At 34.5% G+C, this 25368-nt stretch carries 21 protein-coding genes; 12 read left to right on the forward strand and 9 right to left on the reverse strand.

Annotated elements, in window-relative coordinates; genetic code table 11:
- Positions 1–30 precede the first annotated feature (30 nt).
- A complete protein-coding gene (locus HNP25_RS03465; RefSeq protein WP_184130341.1) occupies positions 31–1467 on the forward strand; it encodes a hypothetical protein in 1437 nt (478 codons plus the stop codon).
- Between the two features lie 64 nt (positions 1468–1531).
- Here HNP25_RS03465 and HNP25_RS03470 read toward each other — a convergent pair whose 3' ends face one another.
- The 4 genes from HNP25_RS03470 to HNP25_RS03485 all read right to left on the reverse strand — a co-directional run bounded on the left by HNP25_RS03470 (position 1532) and on the right by HNP25_RS03485 (position 5626).
- Positions 1532–2278 carry a succinate dehydrogenase/fumarate reductase iron-sulfur subunit gene (locus HNP25_RS03470; protein ID WP_221432392.1) on the reverse strand — a complete coding sequence of 249 codons (747 nt, stop codon included), beginning with the start codon at positions 2276–2278 and terminating at the stop codon, positions 1532–1534.
- 68 nt (positions 2279–2346) lie between these two features.
- Positions 2347–2736 carry a four helix bundle protein gene (locus tag HNP25_RS03475; RefSeq protein WP_184130345.1) on the reverse strand — a complete coding sequence of 130 codons (390 nt, stop codon included), beginning with the start codon at positions 2734–2736 and terminating at the stop codon, positions 2347–2349.
- A 140-nt stretch (positions 2737–2876) separates the two neighbouring features.
- Complete coding sequence (locus HNP25_RS03480) at positions 2877–4859, reverse strand: fumarate reductase/succinate dehydrogenase flavoprotein subunit (protein WP_184130347.1); 1983 nt, start codon at positions 4857–4859, stop codon at positions 2877–2879.
- 95 nt (positions 4860–4954) lie between these two features.
- Positions 4955–5626, reverse strand: coding sequence for a succinate dehydrogenase cytochrome b subunit (locus HNP25_RS03485; protein WP_184130349.1), 672 nt, complete (start codon positions 5624–5626; stop codon positions 4955–4957).
- Between the two features lie 392 nt (positions 5627–6018).
- Here HNP25_RS03485 and HNP25_RS03490 point away from each other — a divergent pair, with 392 nt between their 5' ends.
- On the forward strand, positions 6019–8874 hold the full coding sequence (locus HNP25_RS03490; protein ID WP_221432383.1) for a T9SS type B sorting domain-containing protein: 2856 nt from the start codon (positions 6019–6021) through the stop codon (positions 8872–8874).
- Between the two features lie 199 nt (positions 8875–9073).
- On the opposite strand, the gene HNP25_RS03495 is transcribed toward HNP25_RS03490, so the two are convergent.
- The gene (locus HNP25_RS03495; RefSeq protein WP_184130354.1) at positions 9074–12133 is read right to left on the reverse strand and encodes a PVC-type heme-binding CxxCH protein; all 3060 of its coding nucleotides are present in this window, start codon (positions 12131–12133) and stop codon (positions 9074–9076) included.
- A gap of 423 nt (positions 12134–12556) precedes the next feature.
- Here HNP25_RS03495 and HNP25_RS03500 point away from each other — a divergent pair, with 423 nt between their 5' ends.
- The 4 genes from HNP25_RS03500 to porD all read left to right on the forward strand — a co-directional run bounded on the left by HNP25_RS03500 (position 12557) and on the right by porD (position 16101).
- Entirely contained in the window at positions 12557–13453 is an 897-nt protein-coding gene (locus HNP25_RS03500; protein ID WP_184130356.1) for an outer membrane protein assembly factor BamD, read from the forward strand.
- A 51-nt stretch (positions 13454–13504) separates the two neighbouring features.
- Positions 13505–13825, forward strand: a complete 321-nt coding sequence (locus HNP25_RS03505) for a DNA-directed RNA polymerase subunit omega (protein WP_184130359.1) — start codon at positions 13505–13507, stop codon at positions 13823–13825.
- 121 nt (positions 13826–13946) lie between these two features.
- Positions 13947–15167 (forward strand): bifunctional phosphopantothenoylcysteine decarboxylase/phosphopantothenate--cysteine ligase CoaBC, encoded by a 1221-nt coding sequence (gene coaBC / locus HNP25_RS03510; RefSeq protein WP_184130362.1) that lies wholly within the window; start codon positions 13947–13949, stop codon positions 15165–15167.
- Positions 15157–16101 (forward strand): type IX secretion system protein PorD, encoded by a 945-nt coding sequence (gene porD, locus HNP25_RS03515; protein ID WP_184130365.1) that lies wholly within the window; start codon positions 15157–15159, stop codon positions 16099–16101. The genes coaBC and porD overlap by 11 nt, the downstream gene beginning before the upstream one ends.
- Before the next feature lie 9 nt (positions 16102–16110).
- Here the strand turns inward: porD and HNP25_RS03520 are convergent, their stop codons facing one another.
- Both HNP25_RS03520 and HNP25_RS03525 read right to left on the reverse strand, forming a co-directional pair.
- Positions 16111–16923 (reverse strand): ion transporter, encoded by an 813-nt coding sequence (locus HNP25_RS03520; RefSeq protein WP_184130368.1) that lies wholly within the window; start codon positions 16921–16923, stop codon positions 16111–16113.
- Positions 16924–17084: 161 nt separating this feature from the next.
- On the reverse strand, positions 17085–18866 hold the full coding sequence (locus tag HNP25_RS03525) for an ABC transporter ATP-binding protein (RefSeq protein ID WP_184130530.1): 1782 nt from the start codon (positions 18864–18866) through the stop codon (positions 17085–17087).
- Between the two features lie 199 nt (positions 18867–19065).
- Here HNP25_RS03525 and nusB point away from each other — a divergent pair, with 199 nt between their 5' ends.
- The 6 genes from nusB (at position 19066) to coaE (ending at position 22788) form a co-directional block, all read left to right on the forward strand.
- Positions 19066–20223 (forward strand): transcription antitermination factor NusB, encoded by a 1158-nt coding sequence (gene nusB, locus HNP25_RS03530; protein WP_184130371.1) that lies wholly within the window; start codon positions 19066–19068, stop codon positions 20221–20223.
- A 67-nt stretch (positions 20224–20290) separates the two neighbouring features.
- On the forward strand, positions 20291–20590 hold the full coding sequence (locus HNP25_RS03535; protein WP_184130374.1) for a YtxH domain-containing protein: 300 nt from the start codon (positions 20291–20293) through the stop codon (positions 20588–20590).
- A gap of 28 nt (positions 20591–20618) precedes the next feature.
- The gene (locus HNP25_RS03540; RefSeq protein WP_184130377.1) at positions 20619–21059 is read left to right on the forward strand and encodes a DUF1573 domain-containing protein; all 441 of its coding nucleotides are present in this window, start codon (positions 20619–20621) and stop codon (positions 21057–21059) included.
- Positions 21060–21090: 31 nt separating this feature from the next.
- Entirely contained in the window at positions 21091–21405 is a 315-nt protein-coding gene (gene yajC, locus HNP25_RS03545; protein ID WP_184130379.1) for a preprotein translocase subunit YajC, read from the forward strand.
- Positions 21406–21481: 76 nt separating this feature from the next.
- A complete protein-coding gene (locus HNP25_RS03550; protein WP_184130381.1) occupies positions 21482–22156 on the forward strand; it encodes a YbbR-like domain-containing protein in 675 nt (224 codons plus the stop codon).
- Positions 22156–22788 carry a dephospho-CoA kinase gene (gene coaE, locus HNP25_RS03555; RefSeq protein ID WP_184130383.1) on the forward strand — a complete coding sequence of 211 codons (633 nt, stop codon included), beginning with the start codon at positions 22156–22158 and terminating at the stop codon, positions 22786–22788. The genes HNP25_RS03550 and coaE overlap by 1 nt, the downstream gene beginning before the upstream one ends.
- Positions 22789–22819: 31 nt before the next feature.
- Here coaE and HNP25_RS03560 read toward each other — a convergent pair whose 3' ends face one another.
- Both HNP25_RS03560 and HNP25_RS03565 read right to left on the reverse strand, forming a co-directional pair.
- Positions 22820–23395: a T9SS type A sorting domain-containing protein gene (locus tag HNP25_RS03560; RefSeq protein WP_221432384.1), complete on the reverse strand. Its 576-nt coding sequence runs from the start codon at positions 23393–23395 to the stop codon at positions 22820–22822.
- Between the two features lie 220 nt (positions 23396–23615).
- Positions 23616–25346 carry an OstA-like protein gene (locus tag HNP25_RS03565; protein ID WP_184130387.1) on the reverse strand — a complete coding sequence of 577 codons (1731 nt, stop codon included), beginning with the start codon at positions 25344–25346 and terminating at the stop codon, positions 23616–23618.
- Positions 25347–25368 lie beyond the last annotated feature (22 nt).

The raw sequence follows: 25368 nt of genomic DNA on the forward strand, positions 1-25368 counted from the left end.
CTCTATCTAATAAACTTAAATTAAGTTCTAATGACCAAGTTCAAATTGTTGTTTACACTATCTATCATAGTGCCTATTTTGATGTTACTTACCTTTCTTAGTTATTACAATCGTTTTCCAACTGGAGATGATGCTTGGTTTGCTGAAGAGACTTATTGGCTTTTAAAGGATGGTGTTATTCGCTCAGAATTTTTTCGTGGTTTGTTAGGTTGGGAAAAACAACTGTTCGTAAGCCATAAACTATTCTTATGTTTTGGTAGCATAATGATGTTGATAGGAGGGAGCTCCTTATATGTACTCAAACTAACAAGTTTACTCTTTTTGGCTTTATTAGTATTTTTATTTAAAGGGTACATTGCTCATCGTCAGCTAGAAAAGACTTCATTATACATCGTACTTTTTTTATTATTCTCAAACACGCTTATCGTTAAAATGAGTTTTGAGTATCGTCCAGAAGTAATGATGATGACTTTGGGCTTTGCTTCATATTTACTTATCCAATACCAGCAGAAGTACTTGGTTGCTTTGGGAGGAGTATTGTCGGGAATGGCTTTGCTGTGCCACCTAAATGGAATAATCTATATAATTGCTGGTTTTTTTATGTTCATCTTCTCTGGAAAAAAGATAAAGGCTTTAATTTTTATCGTTTTTGCCTCGCTAACCAGTATATTTTATTTTTATGATATATGGCAAGCAAATGGATTTGATGTTTGGCTATATCAATTCAGAAATGACCCAGCTACTCAGAATGCTTTTGGATTAGTGAATAAACTAAAAGTAATGCTAAGTTTCCCTAGTATCTTCTTTAAATCGCCACAAGAAATGGCAATTTCTATTTTACTGATTTCATTTTGTTGGACTTATAGAAAAAAGTTGAACGAATTACCTCGTAATTTAATAGTTTACGCCATCGTTTTAGTCATATCATTTTGGTTGATAACAAAACGGGCAAGTGGTTTATATGAAATGTTATTTATCCCAATAATGATGACATTTATTATTGAACTATTCGGTTTAATAGAAGATAAACCAAGCTTTAAACTATCAAAACCTATACTTTTTGCTTTCTTTTTGTACTTTGTTATTGGCTTTGTAGGAATCATTCAGTTGATTCATAAAATTCATTCCAGACCATTTTTGCCAGACAAATATGCTGCTTTAAGAAAGTTTATTCCTGCAAAATCAAAAGGTTTAGTACCACTTCAATTCTTTTTTAATGAATACGAAAATCACGAAAGTTTACTCTGTTTTGAAAATTTTGATTTTCAACTAGCTCAATCTACATTAAAAGCTGATACAGAATCACTTGCAAATTGGGCAAGAAAAAACAATGTTAAGTTTATTCTATTTGATTACAAGAATAATAAGGCGAATTTCTTTCCTAAGCCCAGAGAAGTATTGAAGGGCTATCAACTTAGCTATTTTGATGGAGATTTTGCAGTTTATGTAGAATTAAAGAATATGTAATAAAAATCCCCATTTGCCAAGATTACTCTGGCGAATGGGGATTTAATATTATAAGGTAGTTTTCTTATTTAGAAGAAAGTACCGCTCCGTAATACTCACGATTCATGCGAGCAATGTTTTCTAAAGAAATACCTTTTGGACATTCAGCTTCACAAGCACCAGTATTAGTACAAGCACCGAAACCTTCAATATCCATCTGAGCTACCATGTTTTCAGCACGAATTGTACGTTCTGCTTGTCCTTGTGGAAGTAAAGATAATTGAGAGATTTTTGCAGAAGTGAACAACATTGCAGAAGCATTTTTACAAGCTGCTACACAAGCACCACAACCAATACAAGCTGCCGCTGCAAAAGCATCGTCTGCATTGTCTTTTGGTATAGGTAATGAATTGGCATCCTGAGCGTTACCTGTATTTACAGAAACATATCCACCAGCAGCCATAATGCGGTCAAAAGCAGAACGGTTTACTGCTAAATCTTTTACGATTGGGAATGCTTTCGCTCTCCAAGGTTCTACGGTAATAGTATCGCCACTCTTGAAGCTTCTCATGTGAAGCTGACAAGTAGTTACCCCTTTGTTAGGGCCATGAGGTTCTCCATTGATGTACATAGAACACATACCACAGATGCCTTCACGGCAGTCGTGGTCGAAAGCTACTGGAGTTTCGCCTTCATTGATAAGACGTTCGTTCAAAACATCGAACATCTCTAAAAATGACATATCTTCAGAAATACCTTTTACATCGTATTGCTGAAAATTGCCTTCGCTATTTGCATTTTTCTGACGCCAAACCTTTAGCGACAAATTCATATTTCCTTCCATTCTGTTTGAGAGATTAGTGATTAGTGATTGGTAATTAGAGGTTTTCTATTCTCTAATTATTCAGTATCATTAATCAGCTTTTTTTCAATACTAAAAATAAGACTATTTATCATTTTGCCAATCTCATTAACCTGAATTAATAATTGGTCGTAGTCGGAATCTTTTAAATAATTTTGATTAACAGCTATTATTAAAAGTGTATCAAGTTCGAAAAGAGAACCTCTTGATATTTTTAAAAACTGTACAAAAGATTTTTTACTTTCTCTTCCCCAACCTTCTGCAATATTAGCCGCAATAGAAACTGATGCACGATTAATTTGTGATGTTAATCCAAACTTCTCATTCGCAGGAAAATCTTTGGATAAAGAATAGGTTTGGTTAATCAGTACTATTGATTTTTGCCAAACTTTCAAATCTTTAAAAGAACTAATCTTTTGATTTTCCATTGCTTTGTGAATTATGTGATTAGAGATTGGTGAATAATGATTAGTATTTACTTTCAAATTTTCAAATCTTAATTACAATTCGGTAAATAAGACAGTTTTGATTACGTTAAAAATACTAATCACCAATCACTATTCACTAATTACTTATAAGAACGTTGAGCAATCTTAATATTCTCATACACCAATTCTTCTTTGTGTAATTCAAATTGAGAATCGCCTTTGTATTCCCAAGCAGCTACATAAGCGTAGTTTTCGTCATCACGAAGAGCTTCGCCTTCTTCTGTTTGGTACTCTTCACGGAAGTGACCACCACAAGATTCGTTACGATTCAAAGCATCAATACACATCAATTCTCCTAATTCGATAAAGTCCGCTACACGAGTTGCTTTTTCTAATTCAGGATTGAATTCATCTGCATCGCCCGGAATACGAACATCCGACCAGAATTGTCTTTTAATTTCTTGAATTTCAGCAATCGCTTCTTTCAAACCTTTTTCGTTACGAGCCATTCCACATTTATCCCACATAATTAAACCTAATTTTTTGTGGAAATAATCAACAGATTTTGTCCCTTTGATAGACATCAATTTGTCGAGTGTATCTTGAACAGCTTTTTCAGCAGCAACGAATTCAGGAGCATCTGTTGGAATTGCTTTGGTACGAATATCACTAGATAAATAAGCACCGATTGTATAAGGAATTACGAAATAGCCATCCGCCAAACCTTGCATCAAAGCAGAAGCCCCCAAACGGTTAGCACCGTGGTCAGAGAAGTTAGCTTCGCCCATTGCATAAAGCCCTGGAACAGTAGTCATTAAGTTATAATCAACCCAAAGTCCACCCATTGTGTAGTGAACTGCAGGATAAATACGCATTGGTAATTCGTAAGGGTCTTCACCAGTAATTTGTTTGTACATATCAAACAAGTTACCATATTTCTCTTTCACTACTTCTTTACCCATTGTTTGCAACTCTTCTGTAGTTGCATTGTGCATACCTTTTTTAGTAGCTTCACCACGTCCATAACGTAAAATAGCCGCTGCGAAATCAAGGTAAACCGCTTTTTTAGAAGCACCTACACCATAACCTTCATCACAACGTTCTTTTGCTGCACGAGAAGCAATATCACGAGGAACTAAGTTTCCAAATGCAGGATAACGACGTTCTAAGTAATAATCACGCTCGTCTTCAGGTATTTGTACTGCTGGGCGGTTATCATTTTTCTTTTTAGGAACCCAAATACGACCATCGTTACGCAACGATTCAGACATCAAAGTAAGCTTTGATTGGTGGTCGCCAGAAACTGGAATACAAGTTGGGTGAATTTGAGTATAGCAAGGGTTTCCAAAGAAAGCACCTTTTTTATGAGCTTTCCAAGCAGCCGTTACGTTTGAACCCATTGCATTGGTTGACAAGTAAAATACGTTTCCATATCCACCAGTACCCAACAAGACAGCATGTCCAAAGTGACGTTCTAATTTACCAGAAATCAAATCACGAGCAATGATACCACGAGCTTTACCGTCAATCATTACTACGTCCATCATTTCGTGGCGAGTAAACATTTCTACGTTACCCAACCCTACTTGGCGTTGTAAAGCAGAATAAGCACCTAATAATAGTTGTTGACCAGTCTGTCCTGCGGCATAAAAAGTACGTTGTACTTGAGTACCACCGAAAGAGCGGTTAGATAATAAGCCACCGTACTCACGAGCAAAAGGAACACCTTGAGCCACACATTGGTCGATGATGTTACCAGATACTTCAGCTAAACGGTGAACGTTTGCTTCTCTTGCACGGTAATCACCGCCTTTAATTGTATCATAAAATAAACGGTAAACTGAGTCACCATCATTTTGATAGTTCTTGGCAGCGTTTACTCCACCCTGTGCTGCAATTGAGTGCGCACGGCGAGGAGAATCTTGGAAACAGAAAGCCTTAACTTTATATCCCATTTCTGCTAAAGAAGCTGCCGCAGATGCACCAGCCAAGCCAGTTCCTACAACAATGATTTCAATATTCCGCTTGTTTGCGGGGTTTACCAAGGGTACAGTAGAACGGAATTTTGTCCATTTCTCCTGTAATGACCCGCCAGGTATTTTAGCATCTAATTTAGTTGACATAATTTTTTATTAAGAATTATGAATTGTTAATAATAAGATGGAATGATAAAGAGACATGATAATAACAAACTTATATTTCTGTAAAATCATATTCATTATGCAACCCATCCGAAATGCATTGCAATTGGCATCGCTGCGAAAATAATCGAAACAATAATCGAAAATCCAGTTCCCAAAGATTTAATGAATGGAGTATATTTTGGGTGATTCCATCCCATTGTTTGGAATGCACTTTGAAAACCATGTAATAAATGGTATCCTAAAGAAATACAACCGAAAACATACACAACTACAACAATTGGATTTTGGAAAACTTCAAGCATTTCTGCGTACAAAGTTTTTTCTCCACTTGTAATTACATCCGTAAAACGACTAACTACCCAAAAATGACGAAGGTGGATAATTAGGAAAATCAATAATAAAGTACCTAATAAACCCATCGAACGTGAGTACCAAGTAGAATTAGCTTCTCCTTTAACAACAGCATACTTTACAGGTCGCTTTTCTGAATTTGATTTCCAAAGCATCAAGCCATCCACAATGTGGATAAGAAAGCCTAACATTAAACCAACTTCAGAGGCTCTAATAAGCCAGTTGTGAGCCATAAATTCAGCGGCTTCATTGAAAGTTTCACCACCGTCGTTTAAAAAAATACAAGCATTGATTCCACAGTGTACAACAAGAAAGGCGATTAACGATAATCCCGTGATGGCCATCAGTAGTTTTCTACCCAGTGAACTCGTTAGTGTTTTTGTTACCCAAGACATCTTTTAATTGTTTTAGTTATCAGTAAAATGGTCAATAGTTTTAGGCTAGTAGAGAATGATAATGAGTGAATGCGTTTTTTCCAAATACAAAATTTCACCAATAATCAATACCTAGCAATTTAAAACTAAATATCCCCCCCCAAAACTACGACCCAAACAATTGTCTATCAAATTATCTATGACTTTTTAGCAATTATTTATAATGTTTTTACGTTTTTTTACAATAAAATAAGACTTAGACCTTGTTTTTATTGTTAAAGATTAATTTTGAAGAGCCTTTGTGCTGGCTCTTGTGATTTAACTTAATGTTCGAATTTTTGTTTCGTTAGTTAGCAAAAAAAATAATACATAACTTGTGGGCAAATCATCCGAATTTTACATTCTAAATTTTTATGAGATTTAAACAATTATACCTTTTCTTTATAGGCCTCTTTTTGGTTTTTGCCACTACTGAGTCTTTCGCAACACACATGAGAGGGGGGGAAATTTCTGTCAAAAGAATTTCGTCTTCATCTTTTACTTACGAATTTACCCTCACTATTTATTGTGATTTGAATACTGGATCTGTAGCTTGGCGAGACCAGATAAATGCTTCTTTTTGTTTTGGCGATGGTATCGGAAGTATCAAAGCACCTCGTATAAATGGTGGTGGAGATGGTGAAAATATCGGTAACGGAATCGGGAAAGGTATTTATAAAGCAATTTATACCTATGCAGGTGCGGCAGACTATAAAGTAACTGTGGCAATTTCAAACCGAAATCAAGGTGTTAGAAATATTGGAGGGGCCTCTGATGCAGTAGCCTTTTATGTAGAAACCATCTTCAAGGTAAATCCAGGATTAGGGCTTAATTCTACTCCTGTTCTGTTAAATCCAGCGGTTGATTTGACAGCTGTGGTTGGACAAAAATTTATTCACAACCCTAATGCTATTGATGTAGATGGTGATAGCTTGGCATATCGACTTACTTTTTGTAGAAGAGGAGACCAAGACAACTGTACTGACAGAAGAGGTGATGCAGTTCCTGGTTTTCGCCAACCAAACGAAGTGGCAGCAACACCTAGCAGTTTTACTATCAATGCCCTTACAGGCGATTTAGTTTGGGATGTTCCTCAAGAAATTGGTTTGTATAACTGTGCCTTTTACGTGGAAGAGTGGCGGAATGGAGTGTTAATTTCTGTTACACAAAGAGATATGCAGATTGAAGTAAAAGATGCCGACAACAAGCCTCCTGTAATAAAAGTACCAGACGATATTTGTGTTGAAGCAGGTACACTTATCAACCAAACAATTACGGCTACAGATACTCCTGCAAATTCAGGAAGAATAGATAATATCACGCTTATTTCAACAGGAGCAGTGTATAGACTGCCTGATGGTACTACTTTTATTGGACCACAATATGCAACATTTACTTCAGCGGCAAACCAAGCATCACCTGCTTCTGGTAGATTTGTTTGGCAGACAGGTTGTAATCATATTCGTGAAGAACCTTATGATATTTTATTCAAAGCTCAAGATTTACCGAGAAGTGCATTAATCCCAAGTTTAGTTGATAGTAAAATTTGGAAGATTAGAGTGGTTGCACCAAGAATAAAAAATTTGAAAGCAACGGGTGATGCTGGTAATAAGACAATTACCTTAACTTGGGATAGTTATACATGTCAAAATGCAGGCTCTGAAATTGTAATTTATCGAAAAGAAGGCTGTACAGCTTACACACCTGATAAATGTACCACAGGTTTGCCAAGGAGTTTGGGCTATGTAGAAGTGGCAAGAGTACCAGTTTCTGCAACAACTTATGTTGACAAAAACCTAAAACGTAATACGGATTATAGCTACAGAACAGTGGTATTATTTACAAACGGTATCAACAAGGCTGAAAGTATTGTTTCAGACCAAGCTTGTACTAACCTACCCGTTCAGATGTCAGTAATGACAAATGTTTCTGTGGATAGAACAGATGCAACAAATGGTGAAATTACTGTTAAATGGACTCGTCCTTTAGGCTTAGACAAGAATGCCTTTAAAGGTCCTTATCAATATCGTTTGTTTAGAGCAACAGGATTGAACGGAACAAACTTTACTCAAGTTTCGCCAAATATTGATACAGATTTATCAGGAAAAGCAGACACGATTTATGTTGATAAAAACTTGAATACAACAGCTAATGCCTATAGCTATCGTATCGGTTTTTATTATACTAGTGGTACAGGTTTAACTTTATTAGATAGCACCGACAAAGCAAGTAGTGTTCGTTTATCAGCAACACCTGACAAAAAAATAGTACGCTTATCTTGGCAAGCAATTGTGCCTTGGAGAAATGAAAACCAAGTGCATAGAGTTTATCGTGAAACTCGTTCTGGTTCAGGAGTTTTCAATCGTATTGCAGATGTGCCAGTTACTTCGGCAAGTACATTTACTTTTACTGACACTGGTGCAGATACTTACGTTGCCGATGGTTTGGCAATTGCCACAATGTCGCAAGATTCTACTTATTGCTATAAAGTTGAAACCGTTGGTACTTATGGCGACTCTAGAATCAAACCAGATTTGTACTATAATTTCTCGCAAATTATTTGTGCAACGCCACTGAGTGATATTGTTCCTTGTCCACCACAATTGACGATTGATATACTTGATTGTGATAAGTACACAAAAGACAATTTTAATTGCGATTTAACATCCTTTGAAAATAAACTTACTTGGACAACTCCAGATAAATCTGCATCGGGAAGTGATTGTACGAAGGACATAGTAAAATATACTATTTATTATGCAGAACGTTCGGATGCAACTTTTGCAAAAATAGGTGAAGTAGCGAGTCCAACACCACCTTTACAGACATTCACGCATGTTAAAAATGATTCATATTTAGGCTGTTATTATGTAACATCGACGGATAAATACGGCACAGAAAGTGCCCCAAGTAATACTGTTTGTAAAGACAATTGTCCAAGTTTTGAATTGCCAAACGTATTTACACCAAATGGTGATGGAAAGAATGATGTTTTCCAAGCAATAAGATGTCCAAGATTTGTACAGAATTTAACATTTAGCGTGTATAATCGTGCAGGACAAAAAGTATATGATTATACAGGTTCAAAATTATCGTGGAATGGCACTGATACAAATGGAAAAGAATTACCAGTAGGTACTTATTTCTACAATGCAGAAGCAAAATTCTTAACCTTAGATCCAAATTCACCAACAGTTAAATTGAAAGGCTGGATTGAATTGTTGCGTTAAGATTCTTCGATAGATTAAATAAAAAAGGCTTGAAGTATTTACACTTCAAGCCTTTTTTATGTTTATAAAGTAAAAAATAAGACTTCATATTTTCGACTCAGTAATTATGGAAACTGTATAAAAACGAATACTGCTTGAAACAACAAATGGCTCAAGCAGTATTTTATCTTAATTTTAAAACTCAACGCTTAAATCTTGTTTACTTTCTCTTCAAGCTAGTCAAGAATTCTACTAAATCAACAGCTTCTTCTTTACTCATTCCATCCATCAAACCTGTTGGCATCATTGAATTATTCATCATTTTCATGGACTTTACAGCACTTGTTTTGATGTTTTGAATAATTCCGCCAGGAATTTTTAAACTGATGTCAGTTTCTGTTTTTGAAGCAATGATGCCACTCATCGTAGAACCATCTTTCATTTTTAAATCCCAACCTTCATAACCAAAACCAATACCTGCATCTGGAAACATAATGGCTAAATATTGCCCATCTTTACCTAATTTAGAGCCAATTTCTGAAAGCTTTGGTCCAAAATCCATACCTTCACCATTTACTTGATGACATACCGAACAATTCGCTGCAAAAACAGCTGCACCTTTTTTTACATCACCTTTCAAGGTTACTAATTCAGCCAAAGGAGGAAGTTTTTTATTGGTGCTGGTTGAATTACCTAAATATTTAGAAGCTTCGATTCGGACATTTCTACGCCAAGCTTTACTTACTCCTTCTACGGCAAATGGAATGAAATCTTTTTGAATTTTATTTTCTTTCAAATAAGCTAAAATCAAATTTTGCCCAGTATCACTATCGCCCATTGCACGAGTAGCCTCACGACGAATGGTTGCTGAACGAGTTTTGTCTGACATTAGCGTTTTGAGAATATCTATCGAAGTCTGACCACCGTTTGATTTAATGCCGTTTAACAACTGAATTGCTAAATTTTCTTTTTTTGGGTCGTTAATTGTTTGTTTTACAATCATCAAACCTTCTGGCGATTTAATCAAAGCTTCAGCAGCTTGGCGAGGCATTTCTCCTTTGCTTACCATGCTCATTAAGCGTGGGTTTTCTTCTGGTAACAAGTATTTTGTTTGTAATTCTAAATACTCTTTTCCATTCAAACTAGCCAATAATGTACTTAATGATTGTTTTGCTAATGGAGAAGTTTTTACAAAATCTACATCTAAGTGGTTTAATGAAAGCTTGTTGATTTCATTTTGTTCAGGAGAGTTTCCTCTCAATAAAGAGAGTAATGTTTCAGATTTTTCTTTGCCTTTAATAAAATCAAAGGCTCTGAAATAACGTAAACGCTCTTTTAAACTGATGTGAGAATCTGTTGCCAAACTTGCAAGAAATCTTACACTTTCATTCGTTCTTGCACGCCAAACGATGTCTCTACTTGCAGGAGTTGATGTTGGGTCAGATACTTTTTTAAGATATGCTGAGAAACAAGCGTCCCAATTATCTGAAGCACCAATACCTAATGCTTCAAGATACCAACGGTCTTTACCATCATACTTTGTGGCTAAATCAGCCCAAATACTGGCAACTTCCATAGAAGTATTTCCGTGTAAAGCAATGGCACATTCTCTTAGAATTTGCGGGTCATTACTTTTTGCTAATTGTTTTACGTAGTCTAATACATTTAATTTCAACTGACGAGCTGCTCTTAAACCCGCAATTTTAATGTCTGGATTAGCGTCAGTAAGAGCAATTTCTACATACTTTTTACCATCAATAAGTTTGCACAAAGCCCAAAAAGCACGAGCTTTCATGCGTTGATTTCCTGAATTCCAAAGTTTTAATAATTCAGGTTCAGCACTTTTTCCAAATTTGGTAAGGGCTTCCCATCCTAAATAACGACTAGCGATATTTGGACTTTGTAAGGCAAAAACCGCTCCTTGTACTTTTGAAAAATCAAGAACTGGAGCGTAATATGGCGTATTTTTAGGAGCAATTCTGTAGATTCGACCACGTGTTTGGTCGCCAGCTTGGTGTCCACCAACGCCTGGGTCGTACCAATCAGCAACGATTAAAGAACCATCTGGTGCAACACAAACATCAGCAGGACGGAACCATTGGTCTTTTTCTTGCTTCATGATGTTCACAATTTCGGCAGTATAACCAGCACCAGCTTTTTGAACTGGATATGAACGTACTACATTATGACCTGGCTCGCAGTGAATCATTTGTCCTTGAAATGTACTTGGTAACAAATTACCTTCATATACAATCATGCCCGTTGGTGAACCAGAACCAGTTTGTAAAAGGTTTGGCACAGTTCCGGGGTCATTCAAATGCCAGTGACGTTTTGGGATTTCTTCTTCAATATTAGTACGATTACTTGGCCAAGAAGCATGTGTTATAGCATCTTTGTAGCCATAGTCGCCATATTCCATTACATAATTGATTCTCACACCTTTGTTGCCATCATCATCATTATCAGATTGCCACATTGTGCCATAAGAATCAACTGCTACTTCGTAATTATTTCTAAAGTTTTGTCCTAAACATTCTACTTCCGAACCATCCAAATTACATCGGAACACCATTCCTTCTTGGTAATTTTTTGGTGAAATTTCTTTGCCAAATTGGTCTTTTACCAGATTGCCAGCGGCATCTTTTAACTGACGACCTTCATTCCCAAAATTGAAGTATAGTTTACCATCTGGTCCGAATACAAAAGTGTGCATTCCGTGATCATGCTGTTCGCCACCAATGCCTTGAAAGAGTACTTCTTTTTTATCAGCTTTATCATCACCATCAGTATCTGTCAATTTCCAAACATAAGGACTTTGTGAAACCAAAACCACATTTCCTAAAACAGCAATGCCCAAAGGTGAATTTAAAGAAGCATCTTGATAAAAAATTTTACTTTCATCTGCCTTGCCATCTCCGTCTTTATCTTCTAAAATAACAATTCTATCACCCTCTTTTCTCGTCGGATTCAATGTGATATTTGGGCGATAATTGTAGGCTTCCAACACCCAAACTCGTCCACGAGCATCTACATCAATATCTGTTGGGTTAATTAACATTGGCTCAGTAGCAAAGGTTTTTACTTCTAAGCCATCCGCCATTTTTACACCTTCTAACGAATTATCAGGTAATCTTTTTTGGGTTTCTGACAATACAGAATCAACATAATGATTAATGAAACGGCTTGAAGGGGAATTTTGATAAGCAGTTGTAAATAAAGCACCACCGATTAGCATTGCTGGAATTCCTAAACGAAGTTTTTTAGATAGTTTATTTGACATGGAAAATATGGTTTATGAAAAGGAATTGCTCAATGCTTCTTTGTTTAACATAATTTATCATTTTGAATTAATACCTTCAAAAGTATAAAAAAAATAATACGAAATTGTACTCGCTTATACGGAATGAATAGCTTGAAAAACTGATAAATTTCAAAAGAGGTCTAATCTGTTCTATTTGAGGACTTTTCTTGAAATGTTTTTTTTAAGAGGATGTTATTTGCAGTGAGTTTGAGATGGAAATTTATTAATTAATGACGTCTTCCCAAAAATGAAAAATATCAATTGTTAAAATTCGTTAAATCTCATCTTGATAGCGTGTTTTAAGCAGATTTAATGACGAAATTTGACTTTGCTTAATTATATGATTAACAAATACAAGTATTGATTTTCAAACTCCCAAAAATTACTTAACTTTGCGAACTTATGCAGAGAACTCACAAATTTTTATTATTCATATTGTTTGCTTTAACCCTCAGTGCGTGTAGCAATTTCGAAAAAATCAGAAAAATGACTGATGAAAAGAAAAAGTACGACGCTGCGATTCGTTTCTTCAAGAAAGGTCAGTACGACAAAGCAAGCATACTCTTTGAGGAATTGTTGCCAATTTTAACGGGAACAGATCAACAGGAAATCGCTACTTTTTATCAAGCATATTGCGATTACCACACTGGTAATTATGAAATGGCCAATTTCCATTTCAAACGTTTTGCTGAAACTTTTGCCAGAAGCGAACATTATGAAGAAGCCGTTTATATGTCGGCTTATGCTTTGTATAAAAATTCTCCACAGTTCAATCTTGACCAAAGTGGAACAATTACAGCTATTAACGAGCTACAGAATTTTATCAATAACTATCCAGATAGTAAGTTTAGAGACGAAACTTCTGACTTGATTAAGGAATTAAGAAAGAAATTAGAGCAAAAAGCTTATGAAAAAGTAAAGCTTTATTATAAAACCAGTGAATTTAATATTGCTTCTTTGAAATCAGCTGTTATTGAAATTAATAACTTTCAAAAGGATTATCCAGATTCAGATTATAACGAAGAATTGGCATTTTTGAAGGTTCAATCACAATATGATTTGGCTCAAAGTACGATTGAAAGTAAACAAAAAGAACGTTTTGATGATGCCATCAAGTTTTATCAAGATTTAGTGGATAAGTATCCTAAAAGTGATTTCTTGAAAAAAGCTGAAAAATTATACGACATCAGCTTCAAAGAAAGTGACAGAATTGCAAAGCTAGAAGCCGAATACAAAGCCGCTAGAGACAAAGAGAAATCTAATACTTCAAAAGTGGGTGCAGGCGACAAACAGAAGTAATCAGTATTTATTGAAAAACATTTAACAAGAAACAGTAGAACAACCAAAGATATGGCAACGAATCCATCAATCATTACCAGAGACGTAGATAAACTCGCTATCAAAGCAGGAGGAAATACGTATGAAGCCGTAGCAATCATCTCGAAACGTGCAAGACAAATCGCCTTGAAGTCTAAAGAGGAATTGAATAATAAATTATCAGAATTTGCTTCTTCAGTAGATAACTTAGAAGAAATTTTTGAAAATCGTGAGCAAATTGAAATCTCAAAATTCTATGAGCGTTTGCCAAAGCCAACGTCTTTAGCAATTGACGAATTTATGGAAGATAAATTCACTTTTGTTTTGCCAAAAAATGAAGGTTCAGAAGAATAGATATTTTCTTTAATTTTTTAATCAAAAAGGTCAGATGTTTTACATTTGACCTTTTTGATTTTGATTAAGTTTGTGTCATAAAATGATTGTTGAACGATAAAAAGAGGCTAAAAAATAAGTTATGCTTAAAAGCAAGAAAATAATACTGGGTGTTTCAGGCAGTATTGCTGCTTATAAAATTGCGATACTCACTAGACTTTTGGTGAAAGAAGGTGCAGAAGTAAAAATTGTAATGACCGAAGCCGCCAAAGAATTTATTACGCCTCTTACTTTATCAACACTTTCAAAAAATCCAGTACTTTCAGCTTTTGTAAAAGATGAAACTGGAGCTTGGAATAACCATGTTGATTTAGGACTTTGGGCTGATGTTATGCTCATTGCACCCGCTACTGCTCATACTTTAGCAAAATGTGCAAATGGCATCTGTGATGATTTACTCACAGCGGTTTATCTTTCTGCGAAATGCGAAGTAATGTTTGCCCCAGCAATGGATTTGGATATGTACATTCATCCAAGTACTGTTTCGAATCTCGAAAAACTGAAATCTTATGGAAATCAAATCATCAAATCTGGTTATGGAGAACTGGCAAGCGGTTTAGTAGGAGAGGGAAGAATGGCTGAACCAGAAGAACTTTTAGTAATTTTAGAAAAATACTTCTCAGCAAATCCAGTTTTAAAAGATAAAAAAGTATTAATTACTGCTGGACCAACTCAAGAAGCAATTGACCCAGTACGTTTTATCAGTAATCATTCTACAGGAAAAATGGGCTATGCCATTGCCGACAAATTGGCAAAAGCTGGTGCAAAAGTAACCTTGGTTAGTGGACAAGTAGCCTTGAAAAAACCAGACGCAAGTATTAATCTTGTAAAAGTGCATTCAGCCGAAGAAATGTATCAAGCGTCTCAAGCTAATTTTGAAGCATCAGACATCATCATTTTGGCAGCTGCAGTAGCTGATTATACACCTGCAGTGGTAGCAGACAAGAAAATAAAAAAGAAAGAAGATACGTTTAGTATAGAACTCGTTAAAACGACTGATATTGCTAAAACATTAGGTCAACAAAAGCGTGAAAATCAATTAATGGTTGGTTTTGCTTTGGAAACGGATAATGAAATAGCCAACGCAAAAGCTAAAATTCAAGCTAAAAATCTGGATATGATTGTACTGAATTCATTACAAGATTTAGGCGCTGGTTTTGGGCATGATACCAACAAAATAAGCATTATCAAAAAAGATGATACAATTATAGCATTTGATTTGAAGTCAAAACAAGACGTTGCTCAAGATATAATTAATGCCATTATTGAAGCCATTTTGAAAAATAATATTGATGAAAAATAACAACAGAAATAACTCTTTTCAGAAACATACTTTATTTATAATTTTTGCTGTGATGATTACTTTGTTAGTTATTAACAAAGCTAATGCACAAGAAATCAATTGCAGAGTAAGTATTTCTACCGATCAGATTCAAGTAAATGAACAACGTGGAGCGACTCAGATTTACACAGAATTGCAAAATGTAATGCAGGAATTTTTGAACAATCGCCGTTGGACGAATGATAATTTTGCACCAGAAGAAAAAATCAATTGTTCTTTAGCAGTAATAATTACCAAAGCCACAGCCAATGGAGATTACGAGGCAAACGCCCGTCTTCAGGTTACTCGTCCTGTTTATGGAACTGCTTATGAAACAGTACTTTTAAATTATATTGATAGAAATTTCGTGTTTAAGTATGTTGCAGGTACGCCGCTGACTTATAACGATAACAATTATAATGATAATCTTACCCAAATGTTAGCTTTCTACGCTTATTTGGCTTTAGCATTTGATTATGATTCGTTTGAAAAAATGGGTGGATTAAATTATGCCCAAAAAGCCTTGAATGTTGTAAACTTAGCACAAAATGCTGGTGGAGGTTGGTCTTCTTCCAATGATATTCGGAATAGATATTGGGTTGCTGAAAATTTGTTAAATCAACAATTACAAACTCTTCGTGAGGGTTTTTATACCTATCACCGTTTGGCAATGGATAATTATGCCAATGACCCAGCAAACAGTAGAAAACAAATTATTGAATACTTAAATACAATTAAACAAGTAAGCCAGAATCGTCCTGGTCAAGTTTGGTATCGTCTTTTCTTTGAAGCAAAATCCACAGAATTGTTAAATATTTTTAGCGACGCACCATTGGATGAAAGAAAGAAAATTGTGCCATTACTTACTTCTTTAGATCCAACAAATTCTGAGGCATATCGAAAATTAAGTAAATAGAAAAAAGAACTAGGATAGTTTTTCGCCACAATGTGGGCAGAACTTTATGTTTTTATCTTCATTTTTATAGGTTTTGATGTGTTCATTGAAGCCAGAAACAAAAATACCCGTTGGCAAAGCAAACATCGCTACTCCGGCTACAGCCACGAAACCTCCTAATAATTTGCCAAGTGGCGTAATTGGATAGGTATCGCCATAACCTACAGATGTGATTGTAGTAACTCCCCACCAAAGTGTAGCTGGAATGCTTGAAAATACTTTAGGCTGAGCCGAATTTTCGATATAATACATCGTAGAAGAAGAGATTAAAAGTGTGAATAAAAAGAAGACAAAACTTAAAATAAGTTCTTCTCTTTTTTCTTTGAAAACACCTTCAATTACTTTTAAAGCATGTACATATCTTGAAAATTTGAATAACCTGAAAATTCTGAATAGTCGTAAAATTCTAATTAAACCGGTATCAGAAGTGAAATTAGAAAGATAAAAAGGCATGATTGCCAAAAGGTCAATCAAGGCACCAGCCGAAAATATATAGCGGAATCTTCCCCAAACAGGATGTTGGTATTTTTCATTTTCAACACAAACCCAAAGCCGAACGAAGTATTCTATGGTAAAGAAAACTACCGAAAAATATTCGAAATCGCTGAAAAAAGTATCAAAATCATGTCTTAAACTTTTTACAGAGTGTAAAATAATGGCGAAAGTATTCAGAGAAATTGTTGTTAATAAAATAGTATTGAAAATAATAGAGGCTAGACTTTTTTTGCCCCTAGTAACCTCAAGTATTTTATATATTTCTCTTCTTGACCAATTGCTATCCATTCGAATAAAGATTTTATAACAACATAAAGTTAACTAGCATGTATAAAATGAAGGACTTTTTTGTATGATTAAAGTGTTGTATGTCAAGTACCTGTATTTCAAACTCAAAACTTCAGTGGCAGACAACTCGAAATACATCATTCACAATTCACAACTCATTTTTACACTTCTTCTACTTGTAATTGTTTTTCGTAAAGTTCTTTGTAGGCATTATTTGCATTCATAAGCTCTTCATGCGAGCCTTGTTCTATGATATTCCCATCATCAAGCATGATAATTTTATCGGCTAATTTTGCAGAAGATACTCTATGTGAGATGATTATAGAAGTGCGTCCTTTCATGATTCCTTGTAGATTATTCAAAATCTGGTTTTCAGTTTTGGTATCTACCGCCGAAAGACAATCGTCTAAAATCAAAATTTTAGGTTCACGGGCAATGGCACGAGCGATGGATAAACGCTGTTTTTGTCCACCAGAAAGCGTTACACCTCTTTCTCCTAAAACAGTATCAAAACCTTCTGGGAAATCAATGACATTATTGTATAAATCTGCATCTTTTGCCGCTTTAATGATTTCCTCTTCACTCATTTCATTACTTCCGAAACGCACATTATTACGAATAGAATCAGAAAATAAGAACACATCTTGAGGCACATAACCAATCTGTGAACGGTATTTATTTACGTTCAAGCTTTTGATGGGTAAGCCGTCTATTTTGATTTCACCTTCGTTTGCATCGTACATTCTACAAAGCAAATTGGCAACTGTACTTTTTCCAGCACCAGTTGTACCAAGAATCGCAACCGATTCACCAGCGTTGATTGACATCGAGAAGTTTTTTAAAGCTACAATACCAGAATCTGTATAAGTAAAAGTAACATTTTTTACTTCGATTGCTCCTTCAACCTCATGATTGATATTTTCTTGAGAAATAATATCGGTTTTTATTTCCAAAAACTCGTTAATTCTTTGCTGCGAAGCCGCCGCTCTTTGAATTTGTGAGGTTGTCCAACCCAAAGCAATCATTGGCCAAGTAAGCATATAAACATACAAAATAAATTCTGTGATACTCCCAGCAGTAAGTCGTCCAGCCATTACTTCTAAACCACCAACATACACTACAATAACAGAACTTAAACCTGCCAAAACTGAAACTAAAGGAGTAAACAGGGAATCTACTTTTACTAAATCTAAAGATTTTTCACGGTAAACATTGGCTTGCTTGGTAAATGCAATTGTTGAAGGTTCTTCTTGAACAAACGCTTTCAGTACTCTAATGCCAGAAAATGCTTCTTGTGTAAAAGTAGAAATTTTAGATAAATTTGCCTGAATCTGTTCAGATTTTCGCATGATTATCGTATTGACGAAATAAATACTTCCCGACAAAAAAGGAACAGGCAATAATACATACCAAGTAAGTTTTTGATTGACAGAAAGCATATACCAAACCACAAGAATGAAAACAGAAATTAAATTAAGACCGTACATCAAGCTAGGCCCAACGTACATTCTTACTTTATTCACATCTTCAGAGATTCTTGCCATCAAATCTCCCGTGTTGTTTTTACGGTAAAAACTCAAAGGAAGTGTCTGATAATGTTGATAAATTTCGTTTTTCAAATCAAACTCAATATGTCTGGACATTACGATAAGTGTTTGACGAACCAGAAAAAGGAAAAATCCTTTCAATAATGCCAACACCAAAATCAACGAACCATATAACAGAATGGAAAATGCGAAAAATTCATAAACCATTTTTTGCGAAATAAAACCATCGTAAAGAAAATATAAGTCGATAGTTTCTTTCACCAAATCGAGTGCATAACGCACAATCTGAGCTGGAACTACACCAAAAAGATTGGAAATGAAAGTGAAAAGTGTACCTAAAATAAGGTACCATTTATATTTTAGAAAGTATTGATTAAGATGCTTTAGGGATTTCATATTTCGATAACCAATGGAAGAAAGTAAAGGTTTCATCCATTATGCACATTTATATTTAGTAAAATTATGATTAAAATTGAAAATTTTGTGCTTGAATCGTGCTTTTTTCTTTAAAAAATACTAATTTTGCACCCTCTTTCAACAAAGTAATTGACTTTGTTGGAGCTTCACGACCAAAACGTTCTTTCTAAATTACCCAATGGTAAACAGACGACTTCTCCGAACAAAGGCATTTCAAAGCCTTTATGCCTTCCGCCAAGCGGAACGTGCTGATTATCAGTTAGCATTCGACCAAATTGCTGATTCTTTTCTCCCAAATCTTGACTTAATGATTCCTAAAGAGCAACAAATGCAAAAGCTTGATGCTTTGCGTAAGTTGGCTGAACAGCGTTTTGAGGAATTATTCAACTTGAAATCTACCAATGATGATATTCCTGCGGAAGCTAAAAATGCTGCTAGATACGCATTAGAGTCATATAAAAGTTATGTGAAAAAAGATAAAGCTACAATTACTGATAATATGGTAGCCGAAGTAGAAAGTGTTTATGATGCTTATCTAAAAATGCTTCAATTACTCTTAGAAATTACTGAAATTGCCGTTTGGGATGAACAACGTCGTTTGGTAGAAACAGATCATCGTACTTCAAGATTGGCTAGAAACCAAGTGTTAATGGCTTTGAAGAATTTACCAATGTTTACTACAGGAATTATCAGAAGTAATGCAAAATGGGCTGAAGATGACCAGAATATGTTGCGTAAACTTTTCTTAGAAGCAATCTTGCCTGATACAACTTTCCAGTCGTACCTTCGTATTACCAAACATACTTTTGAAGAAGATTTGGCGTTGGTTCAGTATCTTGTCAAAACATTTGTATTGAAACATCACATCATTGCTGATTATTTCGAGGAAAAAGACCTAAATTGGAACGAAAATAAAGACGTACTTAAAAGCCTTTGTGTAAAGACTTTCAAGATTGAAAAGGTAGAAGATTTAGTTTTACAACCTTTAGCCTTGAATTGGGACGATGACAAACACTTTTTTGTAGATCTTTTTAATAATGTTTTGGATAATGATGAGTCTTACGAAAAACTCATCACCGACCAAACTAAAAACTGGGAAGGCGACCGTCTGGCAATGACAGATATGTTGATTCTTAAATTAGGTTTGGCAGAAATGATTCATTTTACAAGTATTCCCGTAAAAGTATCCATCAACGAATATATTGAATTGGCTAAGAATTATTCAACACCAAAGTCGGGTCAATTTATTAACGGTTTGTTGGATGTACTTTCTCAGAAATTACAAAAAGAAGGAATCATTAGAAAATCAGGACGAGGCTTAATTGATAATAAATAAGCGTTTATGAAGCCATGCCTTGTACTTATTCTATAAATTTGATTTTTAACCGATAACTTACAATACCATGAGTAAATCATCAAAAACATTTTGGGCATTCATGACAGGCGCTGCTGTTGGTGCTGCTTTAGGAATTTTATATGCACCCGATAAAGGTGAAAATACCCGTAACAAACTGTTTTATCAACTTCAAAAGTATCGTGACCAATTACAAGGTTTAATTTCAGACTTGATTGATGGTAAAGAAATACCTGAAACAATGGCAAAATCTGAAGGTAAAAAAGTAGTAAACGAAGCACGTGAAAAAGCAGAACGTTTGTTGGAAGATGTGGAAAGCATGATGAGCCAGATTAAAGCTAAAGCCTAATTTTGAATTTTATTCGAATATTCATCACATGAAAAAAATAATTATTTTCGCATTAGGTATCAGTGTTTTTTTTGCTTGTCAAAATAAGCAAAAAAGTGATAACCAATCAACGGCAGAAGCAGTTGCTGCCTTACAACCTACAAGTGATAAATTTCCTGTAATGAAAGCAGACTCTCAGTCGGTTGATTTAGGAGTAATCACAGAAGGCGATACCATCGTTCACATTTATAAGTTTACCAATACAGGCAATATGCCTTTGGTTTTAAGTAATGTAAATGCTTCTTGTGGTTGTACTACGCCATCGTATTCAACTACGCCAGTTGAACCAGGTGAGCAAGGTTTTATCAAAGTTAAATTCGACAGTAAAGGAAAAGAAGGTAAATTAAGTAAAACAGTAACCGCTTTTGCGAATACTAATCCTGCGGAAAACACCTTTTCTTTCAAAATAGAAGTATTAAAGAAGAAGTAAGAAACCATTAAATGTTTAATCAAAAATAGATATGTTCAATAGTATTTTATTACAAGGAGCGTTTGGCGGAGGTGGTGCATCTTCTCTTTTATTAATCGGTGGAATGTTCGTTGTCATGTATTTTTTCATGATTCGACCACAACAAAAAAAACAAAAAGATCAACAAGCTTATGTTGATGCTTTAAAAACTGGCGATAAAGTAGTAACAATTGGCGGTTTGCATGGAACTGTTACTTCTGTTAGAGAAAAAACAGTTGTATTAGAAGTAGATTCAAGCAAAGGAGTAAGAATGGTGTTTTTGAAAACAGCTATTTCTAAAGACTCTTCTGCACAAATTGGCGAATAAAAATTTGTCATTCCTCTAATTAGCGATGAGTATTTTATAAGACAAGTACTCATCGCTAATTTGTAAATTTCTTCAGATGAAACCCGCTCCTACAAAAACTGATTACAAAGCTGTAATAGTGAGCCTTTTTGCTGCTATCATCTTTTGGATCATGAATGCCTTGAACAAAGAAGGCTATTCACAAAAAATATCATTTCCTATTCGTATTACTTACGACGACTCACTTTATATTCCGACTCAGCCACTTCCTGAAAAAATTTCTGTTAATGTTTCTGGTAATGGTTGGGATTTATTACGCAAATCTCTTTCCCTGTACAAAACTCCTATTCAGTACGAAATTACGAAACCTTTAAAAACTAAATTTTTAAACACAGGAATGCTCACAGATTCAATTCAAGAGTATATTCAAGATGTGACGGTAAATTATGTAGTTGCAGACCGTTTTGAGTTAGAATTTGACCGCAAAATCAAGAAAGACTTTCTCTTAAAAGTAGATAGTTTACATATTCCATTGAAAAATAATTATGTAGTTTCAAGTGTGATAAACCTTAGCCCTAGAACTGTAGTGATTGAAGGGCCGGAATCTATTTTAAAAGCAATGGATAGTACAATTTATCTTAAAGTACCTGGGCAAAAAATTAAAGATAATTATGACGATGAAATCAATTTACCTTTGGTAAAAAACAATATGCTGAAAGTAAGTAAGAAGAAAGTAAATGTAAGTTTTGAGGTTGAAGAATTAATAAAATAATGGGGGAAGTAATTGGCATAACAGGTGGAATAGGCTCAGGGAAAAGTATTATCTGTAAAATATTCTCAATACTTGGTGTTCCAATTTACGAAGCTGACTCCCGTGCTAAATGGCTTATCACGCACAATTTATCGCTTAAAGCTTCAATCGTTCAATTATTAGGAGAGAATGCCTATAAAAGTAATGGCGATTATCATCGGGAATGGGTTGCTTCAGAAGTATTCAATAATCCTGATTTATTACTACAATTAAATGCTTTGGTTCATCCTGCTGTTCATCAAGACGCAAGAGAATGGATTGCCAATAATCAACATTATTCCTTTGTACTTTACGAAGCTGCATTGATGAAAGCCGCTGGTAATGGAAGTTTTTTTGATAAAGTTATCGTGGTAACTTGTCCATTGGCATTAAGAATTCAAAGAGTAAAAGAAAGAGATAAGCGTTCATTGGAAGAAATTGAGGCAATTATTGCTAGACAAATCCCAGAGGAAGAACGGTTGAAAATCGCCGATTATATCATTCAGAATGATGAGAAAACCTCACTGATTGAACAAGTACTGGATTTGTATGATTTGTATAATCAATTTTCGAATAAAGATTCTTGCATAAAAAAAGGCAATTCAGATAAATGAATTGCCTTTTTTGTTAGTTTTTAGCATCTATTCACTGGTGCCTAACTAATAACTTTTTGGTCACTAAAGAGCGTCCATCAGCCGAAAGTTGATATAAATAAATACCATTTCCCCAATCTTTAGTTGAAATAGACTTTATGTTAGCATCTTTGTCAAGAATTTCTTCTTTGATTTCACTACCAAGTACATTATAAAAAGTAATCTTTACTTCATTTACTTGTGATGAAATATTGTACTTAATCCAAGCGGCATCATCCGCAGGATTTGGGTAAATATTTGAAACTGAAATTTTATCGTTATCGAATAATTTATCTTCTAAACTAAAAGATTCTTCTGCTTTACTTTCTGCTAAAGCTATTGGCGTTTCTGTTTTAGTCGAATAATTTTTTGGTGTTTGTACCATCAAAGAATTAGTAAAGTATTGACTAATTGCTGCTGAACGCTGATAATTTATATTTCTATCAAGCGTTAAATGCGTAGGTTGAAAATAGGTAAAAGCTTTCTTCTTGAAAGAAGAAGTTGTAATCTGACTCATAGTCTTTTGCTTAGGCTTAACGTCCAAGCGACTTTTGTATCGGTTCTCGTTAGTTTGTGCGAATGATGACATTGATATTGATGATATCAAGCATCCGTAAACTAACCAAGATTTTATATTTGAAAGTATAGGTTTCATTTCATTTATCAATTATTTATGCAAACAACATTAATCAATCGAGGAAGATTTTTTATTATTTATATTACCAAAGACTGGAAAATCGGATGAAAGGTTGCTTTTGTTTTTGACTTTTTTATTTATATAACAAAAATATATTAAAAATGTTCAATTTTCAAAGTTTTGGCAACGATTTTTTCTTTATTTTATTATTCGGTAAATTAATATTTTTCTTATCTACTTTTTTTACTTCAATAGAGTCTTTCACAATTGCCTTTGTTAATACTATAATTGGAGGGCTAACTCTTGCTAAAATACTCGATTTAGTAGGCATTTCTGTAACTCTCCATCTAAATCCGTCTAACTCTTTATCTTCTTCTTTTAATTCTTTTGGTGGAATAAATCTACCTTCTGGTTTGCCTAAAAATGCTATGCGAGAGATTTTATTTTTAGAGAAATTCATATTCATTTTCGCACATTGTACTCTATTCATGCCAGTTAGCGTATTTTTTTCATCTACAGCATAATAAATACTTTCTCCATTTCCTTCAACGTTTACTTTTTCAATTTTTGAATCATTTGTGAACCTTACAACCATTTTACGTCCTTTTATTTGGTTGTAATTGGTTAGCGTGTCGGTGGAAATTACGAAAGATTTACCTTTCATATTCATCACGCTGATTTTATTATTCTTGAGTAATATATTGATTGAATCTGCTTCGGATTGATTTTTTAAATTCCAAAGAACTGGTTTTTGATAAAAGTAAATCGTTGAATCAGACACATTATAACTCAGTGAATCGCATTTCCCTGAAAAATCACTTTTATAAATTAATACTCTTTTATAAGCGTAAAGTTTCTTAGTTTTAGTTTCTTTATTATCTAAGGAAACCAACGTGTCGGCTGTCAGAAAAAGCGTATCATTCTCAAAAACATTTTTTAGTAAAGCATGTCCAAAAACTCTGGTTACGCCTGTTTTTTTTGAATACCTGCCACGGTCGCCAGTTAGAATGGCTTTGTCTTTTTTAGAGATAAAATGAATATTTCCAATCGCAATACCAATTTCGGTAGGCGGGTCATAAATCATCGTATCGGCAGTCATGGTATAGTCTTCAGTTTTTACTGTTGACCGACCTTTTAAGTTAGAAATTTTTGTTACCGTATTGTACTGACTACCCGGATTGGCGTAAGTCGTATCCTTTTTATTCACAACCAAAGTAGGAGCAACAAAAAAAGCTTCTTTCGATAAAGTACTGTAACGTAAAGAATCCGCCGTTAAACTTCCTTCCTTATCAAGAACGTGAACATCCTTTTTAAAATCAAAAAGCTTAGTAACAGTATTGTAATAGCCTTCTTTACTGGTTAATGTACTCTTTTTATCAATAATTTTTCCACCAGTATTATAATAAGCAATACTTGTATTCAAATCATAATCAAGTTTACTTGTCGAAAGGATAATCGTTCTGTCATCCAATTTTACGTGTCCGTTGATAATTGCCTTTCTTTCATTTCCGAAATAATAAGCGGTATCGCCAGTAATCGTAACGGTATCAGCTTGAATGATTTTTACTTTTCCGTAGGCTTCCAAAATGTTAGTTGTCTCGTTCAAAATCGCCAAATTACAATAAAGTAAAGTTGTCCCTTGGCGTAAACCAACATTGCCAATGAGTTTCTTCATTTGCATAAAAGGTTGATTTTGACCAATTAAACTATCTGCTTTGATGATTTCTACTTGACTTGGATTACCCGTTGACGTTTGTGCTTTCGCTGAAAAAAAAGTAATGTTCAACAGAATTGAACTCAAAAATATATACGATAAAACCTTAGAAATAGATTTGTCTATTTCAAATGCCTTCGTCGATTCTTGAATTGCGTTAATTTGATGTATTTTTGTGGAATATTTCATAAATCTTGTGCTTGCAAAATTA

The organism is Arcicella rosea, assembly GCF_014204325.1.
Lineage (GTDB): Bacteria > Bacteroidota > Bacteroidia > Cytophagales > Spirosomataceae > Arcicella > Arcicella rosea_A.

Coding starts and splice junctions, on each gene's coding strand:
- HNP25_RS03465 (WP_184130341.1), top strand. CDS start 31: ATGACCAAGTTCAAATTGTTGTTTACACTATCTATCATAGTGCCTATT.
- HNP25_RS03470 (WP_221432392.1), bottom strand. CDS start 2,278: ATGAATTTGTCGCTAAAGGTTTGGCGTCAGAAAAATGCAAATAGCGAA.
- HNP25_RS03475 (WP_184130345.1), bottom strand. CDS start 2,736: ATGGAAAATCAAAAGATTAGTTCTTTTAAAGATTTGAAAGTTTGGCAA.
- HNP25_RS03480 (WP_184130347.1), bottom strand. CDS start 4,859: ATGTCAACTAAATTAGATGCTAAAATACCTGGCGGGTCATTACAGGAG.
- HNP25_RS03485 (WP_184130349.1), bottom strand. CDS start 5,626: ATGTCTTGGGTAACAAAAACACTAACGAGTTCACTGGGTAGAAAACTA.
- HNP25_RS03490 (WP_221432383.1), top strand. CDS start 6,019: ATGAGATTTAAACAATTATACCTTTTCTTTATAGGCCTCTTTTTGGTT.
- HNP25_RS03495 (WP_184130354.1), bottom strand. CDS start 12,133: ATGTCAAATAAACTATCTAAAAAACTTCGTTTAGGAATTCCAGCAATG.
- HNP25_RS03500 (WP_184130356.1), top strand. CDS start 12,557: ATGCAGAGAACTCACAAATTTTTATTATTCATATTGTTTGCTTTAACC.
- HNP25_RS03505 (WP_184130359.1), top strand. CDS start 13,505: ATGGCAACGAATCCATCAATCATTACCAGAGACGTAGATAAACTCGCT.
- coaBC (WP_184130362.1), top strand. CDS start 13,947: ATGCTTAAAAGCAAGAAAATAATACTGGGTGTTTCAGGCAGTATTGCT.
- porD (WP_184130365.1), top strand. CDS start 15,157: ATGAAAAATAACAACAGAAATAACTCTTTTCAGAAACATACTTTATTT.
- HNP25_RS03520 (WP_184130368.1), bottom strand. CDS start 16,923: ATGGATAGCAATTGGTCAAGAAGAGAAATATATAAAATACTTGAGGTT.
- HNP25_RS03525 (WP_184130530.1), bottom strand. CDS start 18,866: ATGAAATCCCTAAAGCATCTTAATCAATACTTTCTAAAATATAAATGG.
- nusB (WP_184130371.1), top strand. CDS start 19,066: ATGGTAAACAGACGACTTCTCCGAACAAAGGCATTTCAAAGCCTTTAT.
- HNP25_RS03535 (WP_184130374.1), top strand. CDS start 20,291: ATGAGTAAATCATCAAAAACATTTTGGGCATTCATGACAGGCGCTGCT.
- HNP25_RS03540 (WP_184130377.1), top strand. CDS start 20,619: ATGAAAAAAATAATTATTTTCGCATTAGGTATCAGTGTTTTTTTTGCT.
- yajC (WP_184130379.1), top strand. CDS start 21,091: ATGTTCAATAGTATTTTATTACAAGGAGCGTTTGGCGGAGGTGGTGCA.
- HNP25_RS03550 (WP_184130381.1), top strand. CDS start 21,482: ATGAAACCCGCTCCTACAAAAACTGATTACAAAGCTGTAATAGTGAGC.
- coaE (WP_184130383.1), top strand. CDS start 22,156: ATGGGGGAAGTAATTGGCATAACAGGTGGAATAGGCTCAGGGAAAAGT.
- HNP25_RS03560 (WP_221432384.1), bottom strand. CDS start 23,395: ATGTCATCATTCGCACAAACTAACGAGAACCGATACAAAAGTCGCTTG.
- HNP25_RS03565 (WP_184130387.1), bottom strand. CDS start 25,346: ATGAAATATTCCACAAAAATACATCAAATTAACGCAATTCAAGAATCG.